The sequence below is a fragment of the Promicromonospora sp. NFX87 genome (assembly GCF_048564965.1).
Taxonomy (GTDB): Bacteria; Actinomycetota; Actinomycetes; order Actinomycetales; family Cellulomonadaceae; genus Promicromonospora.
The window spans coordinates 4,316,544-4,331,557 of record NZ_CP183413.1; the positions used below are offsets into that span (position 1 = coordinate 4,316,544).

At 73.4% G+C, this 15,014-nt stretch carries 14 protein-coding genes and 1 riboswitch; of the genes, 11 read left to right on the top strand and 3 right to left on the bottom strand.

Annotated elements, in window-relative coordinates:
• Window positions 1–7 precede the first annotated feature (7 nt).
• The 6 genes from ureB to ACNYC2_RS19370 all read left to right on the top strand — a co-directional run bounded on the left by ureB (window position 8) and on the right by ACNYC2_RS19370 (window position 5,706).
• A complete protein-coding gene (ureB, locus tag ACNYC2_RS19345; protein WP_419703350.1) occupies window positions 8–415 on the top strand; it encodes an urease subunit beta in 408 nt (135 codons plus the stop codon).
• Window positions 415–2,115, top strand: coding sequence for an urease subunit alpha (locus ACNYC2_RS19350; RefSeq protein WP_419703351.1), 1,701 nt, complete (start codon window positions 415–417; stop codon window positions 2,113–2,115). Before ureB ends, ACNYC2_RS19350 begins: the two co-directional genes overlap by 1 nt.
• Before the next feature lie 7 nt (window positions 2,116–2,122).
• Window positions 2,123–2,869, top strand: a complete 747-nt coding sequence (locus ACNYC2_RS19355) for an urease accessory protein UreF (RefSeq protein WP_419703352.1) — start codon at window positions 2,123–2,125, stop codon at window positions 2,867–2,869.
• A gap of 37 nt (window positions 2,870–2,906) precedes the next feature.
• Entirely contained in the window at window positions 2,907–3,689 is a 783-nt protein-coding gene (gene ureG, locus ACNYC2_RS19360) for an urease accessory protein UreG (protein ID WP_419707862.1), read from the top strand.
• A 7-nt stretch (window positions 3,690–3,696) separates the two neighbouring features.
• Complete coding sequence (locus tag ACNYC2_RS19365) at window positions 3,697–4,542, top strand: urease accessory protein UreD (protein ID WP_419703353.1); 846 nt, start codon at window positions 3,697–3,699, stop codon at window positions 4,540–4,542.
• 78 nt (window positions 4,543–4,620) lie between these two features.
• Complete coding sequence (locus ACNYC2_RS19370; RefSeq protein ID WP_419703354.1) at window positions 4,621–5,706, top strand: HoxN/HupN/NixA family nickel/cobalt transporter; 1,086 nt, start codon at window positions 4,621–4,623, stop codon at window positions 5,704–5,706.
• Between the two features lie 267 nt (window positions 5,707–5,973).
• On the opposite strand, the gene ACNYC2_RS19375 is transcribed toward ACNYC2_RS19370, so the two are convergent.
• The gene (locus tag ACNYC2_RS19375) at window positions 5,974–6,360 is read right to left on the bottom strand and encodes a MarR family transcriptional regulator (RefSeq protein ID WP_419703355.1); all 387 of its coding nucleotides are present in this window, start codon (window positions 6,358–6,360) and stop codon (window positions 5,974–5,976) included.
• 86 nt (window positions 6,361–6,446) lie between these two features.
• Between ACNYC2_RS19375 and ACNYC2_RS19380 the strand changes: the two genes are divergently transcribed.
• The 5 genes from ACNYC2_RS19380 to ACNYC2_RS19400 all read left to right on the top strand — a co-directional run bounded on the left by ACNYC2_RS19380 (window position 6,447) and on the right by ACNYC2_RS19400 (window position 12,122).
• Window positions 6,447–7,502 carry a substrate-binding domain-containing protein gene (locus ACNYC2_RS19380; protein ID WP_419703356.1) on the top strand — a complete coding sequence of 352 codons (1,056 nt, stop codon included), beginning with the start codon at window positions 6,447–6,449 and terminating at the stop codon, window positions 7,500–7,502.
• A 91-nt stretch (window positions 7,503–7,593) separates the two neighbouring features.
• Window positions 7,594–8,940 carry an FAD-binding oxidoreductase gene (locus tag ACNYC2_RS19385; protein WP_419703357.1) on the top strand — a complete coding sequence of 449 codons (1,347 nt, stop codon included), beginning with the start codon at window positions 7,594–7,596 and terminating at the stop codon, window positions 8,938–8,940.
• A gap of 124 nt (window positions 8,941–9,064) precedes the next feature.
• A riboswitch (cyclic di-AMP (ydaO/yuaA leader) is annotated at window positions 9,065–9,248 on the top strand.
• Window positions 9,248–10,009: a C40 family peptidase gene (locus ACNYC2_RS19390; protein WP_419703358.1), complete on the top strand. Its 762-nt coding sequence runs from the start codon at window positions 9,248–9,250 to the stop codon at window positions 10,007–10,009. Its footprint overlaps the riboswitch before it by 1 nt.
• 95 nt (window positions 10,010–10,104) lie before the next feature.
• Window positions 10,105–11,529: a purine-cytosine permease family protein gene (locus tag ACNYC2_RS19395; RefSeq protein WP_419703359.1), complete on the top strand. Its 1,425-nt coding sequence runs from the start codon at window positions 10,105–10,107 to the stop codon at window positions 11,527–11,529.
• Window positions 11,526–12,122 carry a cysteine hydrolase family protein gene (locus ACNYC2_RS19400; RefSeq protein WP_419703360.1) on the top strand — a complete coding sequence of 199 codons (597 nt, stop codon included), beginning with the start codon at window positions 11,526–11,528 and terminating at the stop codon, window positions 12,120–12,122. The genes ACNYC2_RS19395 and ACNYC2_RS19400 overlap by 4 nt, the downstream gene beginning before the upstream one ends.
• Here the strand turns inward: ACNYC2_RS19400 and ACNYC2_RS19405 are convergent.
• Window positions 12,119–13,801 carry a gamma-glutamyltransferase gene (locus ACNYC2_RS19405; protein WP_419703361.1) on the bottom strand — a complete coding sequence of 561 codons (1,683 nt, stop codon included), beginning with the start codon at window positions 13,799–13,801 and terminating at the stop codon, window positions 12,119–12,121. The two genes, ACNYC2_RS19400 and ACNYC2_RS19405, sit on opposite strands and share 4 nt — an antisense overlap.
• On the bottom strand, window positions 13,798–14,955 hold the full coding sequence (locus ACNYC2_RS19410; RefSeq protein WP_419703362.1) for an acyltransferase family protein: 1,158 nt from the start codon (window positions 14,953–14,955) through the stop codon (window positions 13,798–13,800). The genes ACNYC2_RS19405 and ACNYC2_RS19410 overlap by 4 nt, the downstream gene beginning before the upstream one ends.
• Between the last annotated feature and the right edge of the window lie 59 nt (window positions 14,956–15,014).

Genomic DNA, 15,014 nt, shown 5'->3' on the forward strand with positions numbered 1-15,014 from the left:
GGCCCTCATGTCAGCCCACACATCGACCGGACCAGGTGCGATCCGCGTGGCCCCCGGCCGCATCGAGATCAACGCCGACCGCGCGCCGCACGAACGCCTGCGCCTCGTCGTCCTGAACACCGGCGACCGCCCCGTCCAGATCGGCTCCCACCTGCACCTGCCCGACGCCAACACAGCGCTGGAGTTCGACCGGGAGGCCGCGTACGGGTTCCGGCTCGACGTGCCCTCCGGCACGTCGCAGCGGTTCGAGCCCGGCGCGAGCCGGCAGGTCGACGCCGTGACGATCCGCGGCGCGCGGCGGGTCCCGGGCCTCCAGCGGGGCAAGGACGACGGCGGCGCGCTGGGGCCGGTCGCCGCTCCGGCGTCCGCCCCTGCGGAGCCACCGGCGGCCGACGACGAACCGGGGAACCGCTGATGGCCTGGGTGGACCGCGAGCGCTACGCCGCCCTGTACGGCCCGACGGTCGGCGACCAGGTGCGCCTGGGCGACACCGACCTGTGGATCGAGGTCACCGAGGACTACACGGCCGGCGGCGAGGAGGCGGTGTTCGGCGGCGGCAAGTCGATCCGCGAGTCGATGGCGCAGTCGACCCGCACCCGCGCGCAGGGCGCGCTGGACACGGTGATCACGAACGCGATCGTCCTGGACTGGTGGGGCGTGGTCCGGGCCGACGTCGGGCTGCGGGACGGGCGCATCGTCGCCCTGGGCCGGTCCGGCAACCCGGACGTCGCGGACGGCGTCCACCCCGACCTGGTCATCGGGCCGTCCACGGACGTCATCTCCGGCGAGGGCCGGATCCTCACGGCCGGGGCCTTCGACGCGCACGTGCACCTGCTGTCGCCGTCGCAGCTGCACGAGGCGCTCGCGACGGGGATCACGACGGTCGCGGGCGGCGGGACGGGCCCGTCCGAGGGCTCCAAGGCGACGACGGTCACGGGCGCGGGGCACCTGCGGCACATCCTGCGGGCGCTCGACCCGGTGCCGGTCAACGTGCTGCTGCTCGGCAAGGGCAACACGGTGAGCGCGGACGCCCTGGCGGAGCAGGCCCTGGCCGGCGCGGGCGGCTACAAGATCCACGAGGACTGGGGCGCCACCCCGGCCGCGCTGGACGCCGCACTGCGCGCCGCCGGGGAGTGGGGGCTGCAGGTCGCCCTGCACTCGGACTCGCTCAACGAGGCGGGGTTCGTGCAGTCGACGGTCGACGCCATCGGGGGCCGGTCGATCCACGCCTTCCACGTCGAGGGCGCGGGCGGCGGGCACGCCCCCGACATCCTGACGATCGCGGGCCTGCCGCACGTCATCCCGGGGTCCACGAACCCGACCCTCCCCCACACCGTCAACACCGTCGCCGAGCACCTCGACATGCTCATGGTCTGCCACCACCTGAGCCCGGCGGTCCCGGAGGACCTGGCGTTCGCCGAGTCCCGGATCCGCGCGACGACGATCGCCGCCGAGGACGTGCTGCACGACATGGGGGCGCTGTCGGTCACGTCGTCGGACGCCCAGGCCATGGGCCGGATCGGCGAGGTGATCACCCGCACGTGGCAGGTCGCGCACGTCATGAAGCACCGCCGCGGCCCGCTCGGCAGCTCGGAGCCCGCGGACAACGAGCGCGCGCGCCGCTACGTCGCCAAGTACACGATCAACCCCGCGATCGGTCACGGCATCGACGCCCACGTCGGGTCGGTGGAGCCGGGCAAGCTCGCGGACCTGGTCCTGTGGGACCCGCGGTTCTTCGGCGTCCGGCCCGACGTCGTGCTCAAGGGCGGCGTGATCGCGTGGGCAGCGCTCGGCGACCCGAACGCGTCCATCCCGACGCCGCAGCCCGTGCTGCAGCGCCCGGCGTTCGGCGACGCGATCGCCGCTGACCTGTCGCTCGCGTTCGTCGCCCCGGCGGCGATCGAGGACGGGCTGGCGGACCGCCTCGGGCTGCGGCGCGAGCTGGCCGCCGTGGCACCGACCCGCGACGTCGGGAAGGCGGACATGCGCAACAACGACGTCCTACCCCGGATCGACATCCGGCCGGACACGTTCGAGATCCGGGTGGACGGCGACCTCGTCGAGCCCGCGCCCGCCGTCCGGCTGCCGCTCGCCCAGCTCTACTCGATGTTCTGAGCGGCACGTGACCTCACCCCACGCCCTCTCGGTGGCGCTGCTGCTCGCGGACGCCCGCCTGCCCAGCGGCGGGCACGCGCACTCGGCGAGCCTCGAGCCCGCGCTGCTGGGCGGCATGCCCACCGGGGACGTGCCCGCCTGGATCGTCGGGCGGGCGACGACCGTGAGCCTGGTCGAGGCCGGCACCGCCGTGGTGACGGCGCGGCTGCTCGCGTGCGCCGACGGCGGCGGGTTCGCTGACCGAGCCGGGACGTCGTCCGACGGCGCGCGGGTCGCCGGCGGCTTCGGCCTCGCCGACGTCGTCCGTGCCTGGGCGGCCCGGACGCCCGCGCCCGCCCTGCGCGACGCCGCCCGCCTGCTCGGCCGCGGCTACCTGCGACTCGCGCGGACGCTGTGGGCGGCTTCTCCGGCCGTGCAAGCGCTGGTCGCGCACGACGCCGGCCACGGGCCGCTCCCCCGCGCGGTCGTGCTGGGAGCGGTCGCCGCGGCGACCGGCCTGCCCGCCGCCGACACCGTCCGCCTCACCGTCTACGACGACGCCCAGACCGCGGCGTCGGCCCTGCTCAAGCTCGAACCGCTCGACCCGGTCACGCCCGCGCGCTGGGTCCTCGAAGCCTGCGCCGCGGCGGAGCAGCACGTGCTGCGCGTCGCGGCGTGCACCACCCCGGAGGACATCCCGGCCTCCGGTTCCCCGCAGACCGAGGGCTGGGCGCAGGCCCACTCCCTCCTGAGCCAAAGGTTGTTCCGTGCCTGATTCCCTACCTGCCCCCGCCCCTTCCCCCGCCCTCGACATGTCAGACGCGCAGGTCACTCGGGTGACCCCTGCGTCTGACACGTCTGCCGCTCATCGCGCCCTGCGTCTCGGGGTCGCCGGACCCGTCGGCGTCGGCAAGTCGTCCCTGATCGCCACGGTGTGCCGCGCGCTCGGCGCCGAGCTGCGCATCGGCGTCATCACCAACGACATCTACACCGACGAGGACGCCCGCTTCCTGCGCTCCGCCGGCGTGCTCGAGCCCGAACGCATCCGCGCCGTGGAGACCGGCGCCTGCCCGCACACCGCCATCCGCGACGACGTCACCGCGAACCTGCTGGCCACCGAGGACCTGGAGCGCGACTTCGACCCGCTGGACCTCGTGATCATCGAGTCGGGCGGCGACAACCTCACGGCCACCTTCTCCCCCGCGCTCGTCGACGCCCAGATCTTCGTGCTCGACGTCGCCGGCGGCGGCGACGTCGCCCGCAAGGGCGGTCCCGGGATCGGCCGGGCCGACCTGCTCGTCGTCAACAAGACAGACCTCGCACCGTACGTCGGCGTGGACGTCGAGCAGATGGTCGCCGACGCGTCGGCGGCACGGGAGAACCGCGCCGTCGTCGCGCTCTCCCGCAGCGACGAGACGTCGGTCGCCGAGCTGCGCGCCTGGGTGCTCGGCGTGCTGGCCAGCTTCCAGGCCGGGGCGCACGTCGCCCAGGATCCCGGCCCCATGGCGCCCCACTTCCACGCGGACGAGGACGGCGGCTACGTGCACAGCCACGACGAGGAGGACCAGGCACACGACCACGCCCACGCGCACTGACCTGCCGATGCTGAGCACAGAACCGTCCGTGCCGGACGCGCTGCGGGACGGGCCGGACACCGTGTCGAGCACGCCGGACGGGAGCTCGACGGCTGCGGTGCTGCGAGCGCCGTCGTCCCCGCGGGTGACCCGGGTCGCGGTCGAACGCCCGACGGGGTTCGGCGCGCCCGTACGCGTCCGCACCTCGGACGGCCTGCTGGCGGCGCGGGTCGTCGCCCGCGACGGGTCGCATGCGGAGGTCGCGCTGGTCGCGGGCGGCGCCATGCTGCTCGGCGGTGACCAGGTCGTCGTCAGCATCCAGGTGGCCCCCGGATGCGCCCTCACCCTGACCGACGTCGGCGGCACCGTCGCCTACGACGGAGAGGGACGGGAGTGCCGGTGGGACGCGGACCTCAGTATTGGTGCCGGGGCCCGCCTGACCTGGGCGGGGCTGCCGTTCATCGTGGCCGCCGGAGCGGACGTTCGGCGCACCACGACGGCGCGGCTCGGCGCCGGTGCGGCCCTCACCCTGCGGGAGACCGTGGTGCTGGGGCGGTCCGGCGAGCGCGGCGGCCGCATGGTGCTCCGCACGGACATCGCTGACGACGTCGGCCCGATCCTGGTCGAGGAGCTGACCGCGTCCGGGAACCGCCCGGTCCCCGGCGTCCTGGGCGAGCACACCGTGATGGACACCGTCACCGACGTGTGCGGAAGCCTCGCCGCCACCCCCGAGCGTTCGGAGCCGACATCGGCACCGGATTGCGACGGCGCCGTCGTGCTCCACCTGGAACGCGGCGGAACCCTCACCCGCTGGCTGGGCCCAGCTACCCACCTCAGCCCCCTGGCTCCTGACTCTGGTTCAACAGGCTCATAGGTGCCGGAAAGCCCGGAGATATGGCACTGCCAAGCCTGGGGACCGCAGCCAGGAGCCCGCGATCTACTCGGAGGACACATGAGCACCAGCCCGACCGACCTTTCGACCCACCGCGAGCGCTGGGGCGCGACGGTCCCCGTCGTCGTCGCGCTCCACGTCGTCGGGATCGGCGGCCTGGCCGCGACCCTGGCCGCGGACGGCGGCACCGGGGCGATCACCGTGGCGATGGGGCTGGCGGCCTACGCGCTGGGGCTGCGCCACGCGTTCGACGCCGACCACATCGCCACCATCGACAACACGACCCGCAGGCTGGTCCGCGCGGACCGGGACGCGCGCGGGGTCGGGCTCTGGTTCTCGCTGGGGCACTCGACGGTGGTCCTCGGCGCCGCCCTGCTCCTGGCCCTCGGCGTGCACGCCCTGGCGCCGATGCTCGGCGACGAGTCGTCGCGGCTGCGCCGTGCGACCGGCGTCTGGGGACCGCTCGTCTCGGGGACGTTCCTGCTGGCCATCGCCGCCGTCAACATCGCCATGCTGCGCCGCGCGTTGCGCGGGCGGGCCGGCGCCGCCCCGGGGAGCGCCGACCCGGAAGGCCACACGCACCACGCCGGCGGTCCGGTCACCTGGCTGCTGCGCCGGTTCGAGTGGTCGACGGACAGGCCGGCCCGGATGTACGTCGTCGGGCTGGTGTTCGGGCTCGGGTTCGACACGGCCACGGAGATCGGCCTGCTGGCGATCACGGCGTCCGCCGCCGTCGGCCAGGTCGCGTGGTACTCGGCGCTGCCGCTCGCGGTGCTGTTCGCCGCGGGCATGTCGCTGCTGGACTCGGCCCAGGGCGCGGTGGCCCGACGTGTCTACACCCACGCGGGCAGCGGCCGGGCAACTGCAGACGGCAGCATGGCGGGCACCGTCAAGGTGGGCGAGACGGGCACCCGGATGCGCTACGACGTCGTCGTCACGGGCATCTCGGCGCTGGCCGCGCTGGGGATCGGCCTCGTGACTCTCGTCCAGGTCGCCGTCGAGCACGCGCCGTGGCTGGGCTGGGTGCCGGGAGCCTCGGTGAGCCTCGAGCCGTACGGCGTGGTGCTCACGGTGGTGCTGCTGCTGGCCTGGGGCGCGGGCGCCTACCTCACTTCCCCTCGGCGAAACAGGCGGCCGACGGCATAGGTGCGTCGAGCCTGCAGTTGTGAAGACGCGGGGGCGCACAGAGCCCTTTGGGTGGGTGCCAGCTGGGCTGAACTGCGTTCGGCTGTGCCCCGGCATTGCGGCCCGTCCCGAACTATTCAGCCAGGCTGAACTGAGTCGGGCGCAGGTGGACGTTATTCAGGAGACCTGGCACCCACGCTTCGGGTGTACCTCACCACCCGGGGCGCCCACCCGGCCCACGCGTTGGCAGAACACCCGGCGCGCCAGCAGGCCACGGGCGGAGGGCGTTCAGCCCTGCGCGAGCCGCGCCGTCAGCCGGGCGAGCACGTCGCGGCCGCGGGACGAGAGGTAGACCCGGATCACGCGGCGGTCGAAGGCGTCGACCTCGCGGTAGACGAGCGCCTTGGTCAGCAGGTCGTCGACCCGGCGGCCGAGCGTCGCCTTGTCGGCGAGCACCGCCTCGCGCAGCTGCGACATGGTCAGGCCGTCGCCCGCGCCCAGGACGTCGAGCACCAGCCACTCGTCGAGCGTGTAGCCCTCCGGGCCGAGCACCTCGGCGGCGTTCCGGGCAGCGCGGCGGGCAGCGAGGACGGACTCGCGCAGCACGGTCGCGGACATCGCGTCAGCCACGTCGCCGTGGGGCGTAGCCGTGACCGTCTCATCAGCAGTCCGCATGAGCGCGTGCCCTTCCTGTGTGCTCGTACACTACCCGCCAACACAGGCCGAGCCCAGGAAAGGGCCCATCACCGGGACGGGGCGTCATGTCGGACTTCGTCATCGGTGCCCTCCTGCATTTCCAGGGTCCCGGGGGGATCTACGGTCCGTCGTGCCAGGCCGTGACGGAGCTGGCCGTGGCGGAGCTGAACGCGACGGGCGGGATCCTCAGCCGTCCGGTGCGTGCCCAGTTCCTCGACGCGGGTCAGCCGCTCCCCGTCCTGCGGCGTCAGGTGGCCGGGGTGCTGACCGGCGGCAGCATCCACGCGCTGACCGGGTGGCACACCTCGGCGGTGCGGAACGCCGTCGTGCCGCTGGTGCAGCGCCGCGTGCCGTACGTCTACCCGGCCGCGTACGAGGGCTCCGAGACCCGGCCGGGCCTCTACGTCACCGGCGAGGTCCCGTCTGCGCAGCTCTTCCCAGCGATCTCCCGGCTCCGGGCCGAGCTCGGAGTGCGGACCTGGTACGTCGTCGGTGACGACTACGCCTGGCCACGGCGCACGTTCCAGGTGCTGTCCTCCCAGGCCACGACGCTCGGCGTCGAGTTCGCCGGCACCCGGTTCCTGGCCGAGCAGGGAGCGAGCCGCGCGGAGCTCGGCGGCGTCGTGAACGACATCGAGGCGTCGCGGGCCGACGGCGTGCTGATGCTGATGGTCGGCCAGAACGCCGTGCGGTTCAACAGGGCGTTCGCCCGGCAGGGCCTGCACGAGCGAGTGGTCCGCCTCAGCACGCTCATGGAGGAGAACATGCTCATGGGCAGCGGCGTGGGCGGCACGGCCAACCTGTACTCGACGGGCGGCTGGTTCCGGAGCCTGGCGACGGGCGAGGCGCTCGACCTCATCGGCCGCTACACGGCCCACCACGGCGTGCACGCCCCCGCCGTCGGCGCCGCGGCGGAGGCCTGCTACGAGGGGATCTTCGCGCTGCGCACCATCGTCGAGCGGGCCGGGAGCGCGGCCGTCGCGGCGACCGACCGATCGGTGGACGGCGTCGTGTACGAAGGACCGCGCGGCCCGATGCGGTTCCAGGGCAACCACGCCCAGCACCGCCTCTACCTCGCGCGCGCCGAGGGCTTCGACTTCGACCTGATGGGCGAGCTGTGACCGCCGTCACACCTCTCGCGGTCACATCTCTCTGAGCTGAGGAGTCTCTTCCACATCGGGCGCACCACGCGCCCCCTGTGGAAGGAATCCCATGACCTCAGCGATCGAGAACCTCCGGCGCGACTTCGGCGGCGACGTCATCGAGCCGGGCGCGGCAGAGTACGAGGCGGTGAGCCGCGCGAAGCTGGTCGCGGGCAGCCCGGCCTTCGTCCTGCGCCCCAAGACGGTCGGCGACGTGCAGACGGCCGTCCGGTTCGCCGCCGGATCAGGGCTGACGCTCTCCGTGCGCGGCGGCGGCCACAGCTTTCCCGGCTTCGGCACCAACGACGGCGGCATCGTGATCGACCTGAGCGGGCTCGCCGACGTCGAGGTGATCGACGAGGACCGCCGTCTCGTCCGGGTGGGCGGCGGCGCGACCTGGGGCCAGGTGGCCGAGGCGCTGGCGCCGCACGGCCTCGCGATCTCCTCCGGCGACACCAGGAGCGTCGGGGTCGGCGGGCTGACGCTGAGCGGCGGCATCGGCTGGAAGGTCCGCAAGCACGGCCTGACGCTCGACCACCTGGTGGCCGCGCAGCTGGTCACCGCCGACGGCGTGGTCGTGCCCGCGAGCGCCGAGGAGAACCCCGAGCTGTTCTGGGCGGTCCGCGGGGGCGGCGGCAACCTCGGCGTCGTGACCTCCTTCGAGTTCGTGGCCCACCCGACGACAGCGGTCTTCTTCGGCAAGATCACGTTCCCCGCCGCGGAGACCGCCGTCGTGCTCCAGGGCTGGGCGGACCACCTCCGCACGGCGCCCGAGGAGCTCACCTCGATCGCGAACGTGGCCAACCCGTTCGCGGGCGGCCCGGAGGCGCCGCTCGAGATCCATGTGGCGTTCGACGGCGACGACCCGGAGCTCGCGGCCAGGGCGCTCGACCCGATCCGCCGGCTCGGGACGGTGCTGGAGGACGACGTCGCGCCGCACGCCTACGCCGACATCCTCGTGGAGGGCGCGGCGCTGCCGCCGGGTCTCGAACTGCTGGGCCACAGCGGCTTCGTCGAGCGGGAGTCGGTGCCCGACGTGCTGCGGATCCTCGCCGAGGTCGGGACGTCGGCGGGTGCGCCGTCGATAGCGGTCCGCAGCGTCGGTGGCGCGGTGTCGCGAGTCCCTGACGACGCGACGGCGTACGCGCACCGCAGTGCGGAGCTGCTGGTCGCGACGGTGGCCGGTGGCCCGAAGCCCGTGATCGAGGCCGCCCGTCCTGGCCTCGCGGCGATCTGGGCCAGGCTCGCGCCGCACGTCAACGGCGCCTACTCGAACTTCCTCGGGACCACCACCGCGGACGACGTCGCGGCGGTCTATCCGGCGGGAACCTACGAGCGACTTGCCACGGTGAAGCGGAAATACGACCCGAGCAACCTGTTTGCCCGGAATCACAACGTTCCCCCGGCGGCGGAGTGATCTACCTCATAGGGACAATTCGGGTCAAGTAGGACGCGATCTGGCCCGTGAGCCGTGATGCGATTGTGACTTTGCGGCCGGACGGGGTTAGCGTCGCTCCGGTTCGCGGGAAGTCCGCGGGCACTCGAGGTGGGCGCCGAGCCCTGTCACCTCCTCGAGACTGCACAGACAAAAGACAGGGACGGGGGAACCAGGTAAGCGGGCACCGAGACGGTGTCCTTGGGGTGAAGCCGCACCGGTAGTACGCGGCCGGGTCATTCTCCGATCCGAATCCGACAGCTCACCTCGTAGGCGTCAGGAGAAGCTCTTGACTACTCGCACGCCTGGGCGCCACCGTGCTGCCCGCAGACCGATCACCCCGCTGACTCCCCTCTCCCGTGCCGCGGCGCGGGGCATCTCAGGTGCCGCCCGCCGCGGCGCACTCGTCGTCGCCGGCTCCGGCCTGGCGGTCTCCCTGCTCAGCGTTCCCGCGGACGCCGCGCCGGTGGCCGACAACAGCCCGTCCACCGCCGAGCTCGACCTCCTGAACAAGACGTCGCAGGGCTCGGTCGCCGAGGCCGTGGTGGTCGAGGCCGTGAACACCGCACCCGCCGTGCAGGTAGCCGCCGACAGCAAGTTCACGCTGGAGACGGGCACCATCGAGGTGACCCCCGCCCCGGAACCCGAGCCCGAGCCGGTCGTCGAGGAGGTCGTCGAGACCGCCGCGCCCGTCGAGCAGGCCGCCCCGGCCTCCGCCGGAGGGTCCGAGATCGTGTCGATCGCCATGCAGTACCTCGGTGTGCCGTACGTCTGGGCCGGCTCGACGCCCGCCGGGTTCGACTGCTCCGGGTTCACGTCGTACGTCTACGCGCAGATCGGCATCGACCTGCCGCACTCCTCGGCGGAGCAGCGCTACGCCGGCACGCCGGTCTCGCAGGCCGAGGCCCAGCCGGGCGACCTCATCTGGAGCCCCGGCCACGTCGCGATCTACGCGGGCGACGGCATGCAGGTCGAGGCGCCGGTCCCCGGCCAGACCGTGCGCTACACGGAGATCTGGCAGAACAGCCCGACCTTCATCCGCGTCGGCTGACGTCCGCGCCGGCTGAACCCAGCCACCCGAGGGGCCCGCACCACATCGGTGCGGGCCTCTCGTGCGTGTCACCGGCAGGTGGCAGGATCGCCACCATGAGCGTCCCCACGGCGGTCGAGACCAACGCCCTCAACACGATCGACGAGTCCGAGCGGCACGGCGCGCCCCGCAGCCTGTTCTGGCCCTGGTTCGGGGCCAACGTGTCCGTGCTCGGACTCGGCTACGGCTCCTACCTGCTCGGCTTCGGTGTCTCGTTCTGGCAGGCGACGGTGATCGGCGCGTTCGGCATCGTGGTGTCGTTCCTCTTCTGCGGGTTCATCTCGCTGGCGGGCAAGCGCGGTTCGGCGCCCACCATGGTGCTGTCCCGCGCGGCGTTCGGGGTGCGCGGCAACAAGCTGCCCTCCCTGCTGTCCTGGATCCTCACCGTCGGCTGGGAGACGGTGCTCGTGGCCCTTGCCACGCTCGCGACCTCGACCGTGCTCGGGGCGCTCGGCTGGGGCGGCGGAACCGTCACCAAGATCGTGGCCCTCGTGGTCGTGGCGAGCATCGTCGTGGCCGCAGGCGTCTTCGGGTTCGACCTCGTGATGCGGCTGCAGGTGATCATCACCGTGCTGACCGCCGTGCTCACCGTCGTCTACATCATCCTGGTGGCCGACCACGTCGACTGGGCCACCGTCGCCGCGATCCCCGCCGGCGGCGCACCGCAGGTGATCGGCGGTCTCGTGTTCATGATGACCGGGTTCGGCCTGGGCTGGGTCAACATGGCCGCCGACTACTCGCGCTACCTGCCCCGCTCCGCCTCCGGCCCGCGGATCGTCGGCTGGACCACGCTGGGCGCCTCACTGGCCCCCGTGGTGCTGCTCGTGTTCGGCCTGCTGCTCGCCGGCTCGGACCCCGACCTGAACGCGGCGATCGGCGCCGACCCGATCGGCGCCCTGTCCACGCTCCTGCCCACGTGGTTCCTCATCCCGTTCGTCGTGGTGGCCCTGGCCGGGCTGATCGGCGGCGCGGCGCTCGACATCTACTCCTCAGGCCTCGCACTGCTGTCCCTGGGCCTGCCCGCCCCGCGCTGGGTCGCCGCCGCCATCGACGGCGGGCTCATGGTGATCGGCGCGATCTACGTCGTGTTCGTCGCGGACTCGTTCATCGGCCCCTTCCAGGGCTTCCTCATCACGCTGGGCGTACCCGTCGCCGCGTGGTGCGGCGTGCTGCTCGCCGACATCCTGCTGCGCCGCCGCGACTACACCGACGCCGACCTGTACGACGCCGCCGGCCGGTACGGATCCGTGAACTGGTCCGCCGTGGCGCTGGTGCTGGGCGGCACCGCCATCGGGTGGGGCCTCGTGACCAACACCTACGCGCCGTGGCTCGCCTGGCAGGGCTACCTGCTGGGCCCGCTCGGCGGTGTCGACGGGAACTGGGCGTACGCCAACCTGGGCGTGCTCGTCGCCCTGGCCCTCGGCTTCTTCGGCACGCTCCTGCTCACCGCGCGCGCCGTCCGCCGCCAGGAGGAGCGGTGAGCGACGGCGGAGCGGCCGCCGTCGCGCCGCCCGGGCTCGACACGGCACTGGTCGTCATCGACATGCAGGACGTCTTCGCGCGTCCGCCCAGCCCATGGGCCTCCCCCGACTACCCGGCCGCGCTCGCCGGAACCCGCCGTCTGCTCCCCGCCTTCTCGGGCCGCACGGTCCTCACCAGGTACATCGCCCCCACGGTGCCCGACGGCGCCTGGCGCGCCTACTTCGAACAGTGGCCGTTCGCACTCGTGCCCGAGGACGACCCGCTCTACGAGATCACCGACCTGGCCGACGTCGCGGACGCCGGGGCGCCCGTCGTCGCGCTCCCCACGTTCGGCAAGTGGGGCCCGGAGCTGGCCGCCGCCACGCACGACGCCGGCACGCTCGTGCTCGCCGGCGTCGCGACCGACTGCTGCGTGATCTCGACGGCGCTCGCCGCCGCCGACGCGGGCCGCCGCGTGCTCGTGGTCGCCGACGCCTGCGCCGGCTCGACGCCGGAGAACCACGAGCGCGCGCTGGACGTCATGCGGCTCTACGCGCCGCTGATCGAGGTCACGACGGCGCAGGCCGTGCTGGCCGGGGCTCAGCCGGGCTAGCCCCGGCCCACCACGTAGCCCGCCGAACGGCGCTCGTCGGCGTAGCCGCCCACCCGCCCCTGCCCCCACCTGACCACGAGCGCCTGCACCGAGCCGTAGCTGGGCCGGGCCGCCTCGTCCGTCACGACGACGTCGTAGCCCATCCCCCGCATCGCGTCGGCGAGCTGCGGGGTCTCCAGGCGCAGCTCGCCGCCGGTCAGGTAGAACCGGCCGGAGCGGACGGCGGTCTCCAGCGGCTGGCCGTGCAGGGCCCAGCGGGCGACGACGTTCGCGATGGTGCTCGGGATCTGCTGGCCGCCCGGGGTGCCGACCACGAGCACCGGCCGTTGCCGCTCGTCGAGCAGCATGGACGGCGAGCTCCAGGTCACGGAGCGGCGCCCGGGTTCCGGCCGGTTCGCCCCGTCGACCCCGACGTCGCCGAACCGTCCGAGCTGGTTGTTGACGAAGAACCCCGCGACGTACTGCCCGCTGCCCCAGTAGTTGGTGATGGTGTTGGTCATCGACACCGCCCTGCCGTCGGCGTCGACCACCGAGATGTGGGTCGTGTTCGGTGCGCCCTCGTAGCTCGCGAACGCGGCCGAGCTCTGGCTCGTCTCGGCCACACCCGGCAGGGTCGCCGCGAGCTGGGCGTTCCGTTCGGGGTCGGTGAGCGACTCCACGGGGACGTCCACGAAGCGCGGGTCCCCGAAGTGCTCCTGAACGGAGGTGTCGGCGACCTGCCAGGCACGAGACAGGATGTCGACGTACTCGGGCGAGTCGGGATCGACGTCGGCGATGCCCGCGGCCTCGGCGATCTGCAGCAGCTGGATGATGGCGGCGCCGGGCAGCGCCGGCGCTCCGGAGAGCATGGTGAACTCGCCCACCGGGCCCGCCGCGGGCTCGTAGACGTCGACCTCGTAGGCGGCGAGGGATTCCAGGTCGATCCCCGGGGTCTCGGCCAGCGTCCGGGCAAGGCTGCCGGTGTAGAAGGAGTCGGCGCCGTCCTCGGCGAGGGTGCGCATGGTGGTGGCGAGCTCCTCCTGGACCAGCACGTCGCCCCGGCGGAGGACCGAGCCGTCGTCGCGCCGGAAGTGCGGGAGCGACGCGGTGACCTCCGGACCGGGGGCGCCGGCGATCTGGGACGCGAGGTACCGCGAGACCGGCGCGCCGGACCGGGCTATCTCGACGGCGGGTTCGAGCAGGTCGGCCCAGGGCAGAGATCCGTGGTCGCGGTGCAGCCGCTCCATCCCCGCGACGAAACCGGGGATCCCCGCGCCGCTGTCCGGGATCTCGCCGGCCTGGTTGACCACCTCGCGGTACTCGTAGTTCGCCGCCTCCCCCTCGGCCAGGACTATCGCGGCGCCTCCGCCCCCGATGCCCGAGCTGGCCGGCTGCAGGACGGCGTCCGCGAAGGCCGCGGCGACCGCGGCGTCCACGGCGGTGCCGCCTCGCTCCAGCATCCGCGCGCCGGCCTCGGCGGCCAGCGGGTGTCCGGCGCTGACGCCGTGGGCGCCCAGCTCCGGCTCCGCTGCGGGCGGGGGCGTGGACGAGGGTGCGGGTCCCGACGACGAGGCCGACGGGGACGGCGACCGGCCGGGCCCTGGATCGGGCGGCGCCGCCGTACAGGCGCCGAGCCCCACCATCACTGCGGCTGTCACGAACGCCGCCGCGATGCCCGGCCGCTTCTTCTGGTCAGTCACTGTTGTGTTGCCCTTTCCTCGGTTCGGTGCGTCTGCGTGGGGGTGCGTACCCGCGTCGTCGGCGGCAGGAGCCACGACCGGCGGAGGAGCTGCTCAATCGGGCCGGTCCGGCCCGTCCTCGCCCAGAGGACGGCCGCCACGACCACGGCGACGACGAGCACCGAGCTGATCAGGACGCCCTGCCCCAACGAGAACCCCTGCGCGGGCTTGATCACCGCGAGCACGACGAAGTGCAGGACATAGAGGGTCAGCGAGAGCCGGCCGCACGCGACAAGCCAGCCGAGGACCCGCGACCCCTCGAACCGGCGCAGGACCAGCACGCATGCCGCGACGACCGCTACCGCGCCGCCGATGCTGCTGGCCAGCCACAACGGCATCTGGCCGTGCGCGGCGCCGGTCAGCAGGCGCCAGGGGCCATGGTCCGCGTCCGGCCCGATGAGCAGGTACGCGAGCTGGGCGACCGCGACCGCGACCGCCGCGACGGCGGCCCCACCGGCGGTCAGCCGCCGGAGCACCGCCGTGTCGGTGAGGTCCAGCCGCGCGACGCACAGACCCGCGACGAACGGCACCGTCCAGCTCAGCAGCGGGTACCGGCCGGTCAGCAGGAGCGAGTACGCCGCCTCCCACGGCGGCGTGCCGAGGGTGACCGGGTCGACCGGCTGCGGGCCCGGCCAGATCGTCTCGTGCGCGACGATGACGGCAGGCCCGGCGAGCGCGATCACGACGCCGACACCCAGCAGCGCGCGGTCGGGCAGCCGCCACAGCAGCGGCGCCAGCAGGAAGAGGACCGCGTAGGTGGGCAGGATGACGTTGACCTGGTCCGTCAGCTCCTGGAGCGCGGCCCCGCCCCCGAAGAGGAGCGCCGCGCGCCAGGTGACCGTCGACCACCGCTCTCGCTCCGGCCGCCGGTTCAGCAGGTATCCCATGCCGATGCCGGCCACGACGACGAAGAGCACGGAGGCCCGCCCGTAGGGCAGCAGGTAGAGGCGCTGGAGGAGGGACTGCGAGCCCACCGGCCCGACGTTGACGACGATCATCCCGACGAGGGCGAGCCCTCGCGCGGCATCGATGCCCGCGAGCCGGGGATGCCTGGCACCGGCCACCGCCCTCACGGCCGCGTGCCGAGCAGGGCGGATCGGCACGTGCGTCGGCACGGCTGCTTCCGCTTTCGCTTCCGTACCGACGTTTTGCTTCACGTCATGTTGACGCTTCT

Coding starts and splice junctions, on each gene's coding strand:
- ureB (WP_419703350.1), top strand. CDS start 8: ATGTCAGCCCACACATCGACCGGACCAGGTGCGATCCGCGTGGCCCCC.
- ACNYC2_RS19350 (WP_419703351.1), top strand. CDS start 415: ATGGCCTGGGTGGACCGCGAGCGCTACGCCGCCCTGTACGGCCCGACG.
- ureG (WP_419707862.1), top strand. CDS start 2,907: ATGTCAGACGCGCAGGTCACTCGGGTGACCCCTGCGTCTGACACGTCT.
- ACNYC2_RS19365 (WP_419703353.1), top strand. CDS start 3,697: ATGCTGAGCACAGAACCGTCCGTGCCGGACGCGCTGCGGGACGGGCCG.
- ACNYC2_RS19370 (WP_419703354.1), top strand. CDS start 4,621: ATGAGCACCAGCCCGACCGACCTTTCGACCCACCGCGAGCGCTGGGGC.
- ACNYC2_RS19375 (WP_419703355.1), bottom strand. CDS start 6,360: ATGCGGACTGCTGATGAGACGGTCACGGCTACGCCCCACGGCGACGTG.
- ACNYC2_RS19380 (WP_419703356.1), top strand. CDS start 6,447: ATGTCGGACTTCGTCATCGGTGCCCTCCTGCATTTCCAGGGTCCCGGG.
- ACNYC2_RS19385 (WP_419703357.1), top strand. CDS start 7,594: ATGACCTCAGCGATCGAGAACCTCCGGCGCGACTTCGGCGGCGACGTC.
- ACNYC2_RS19395 (WP_419703359.1), top strand. CDS start 10,105: ATGAGCGTCCCCACGGCGGTCGAGACCAACGCCCTCAACACGATCGAC.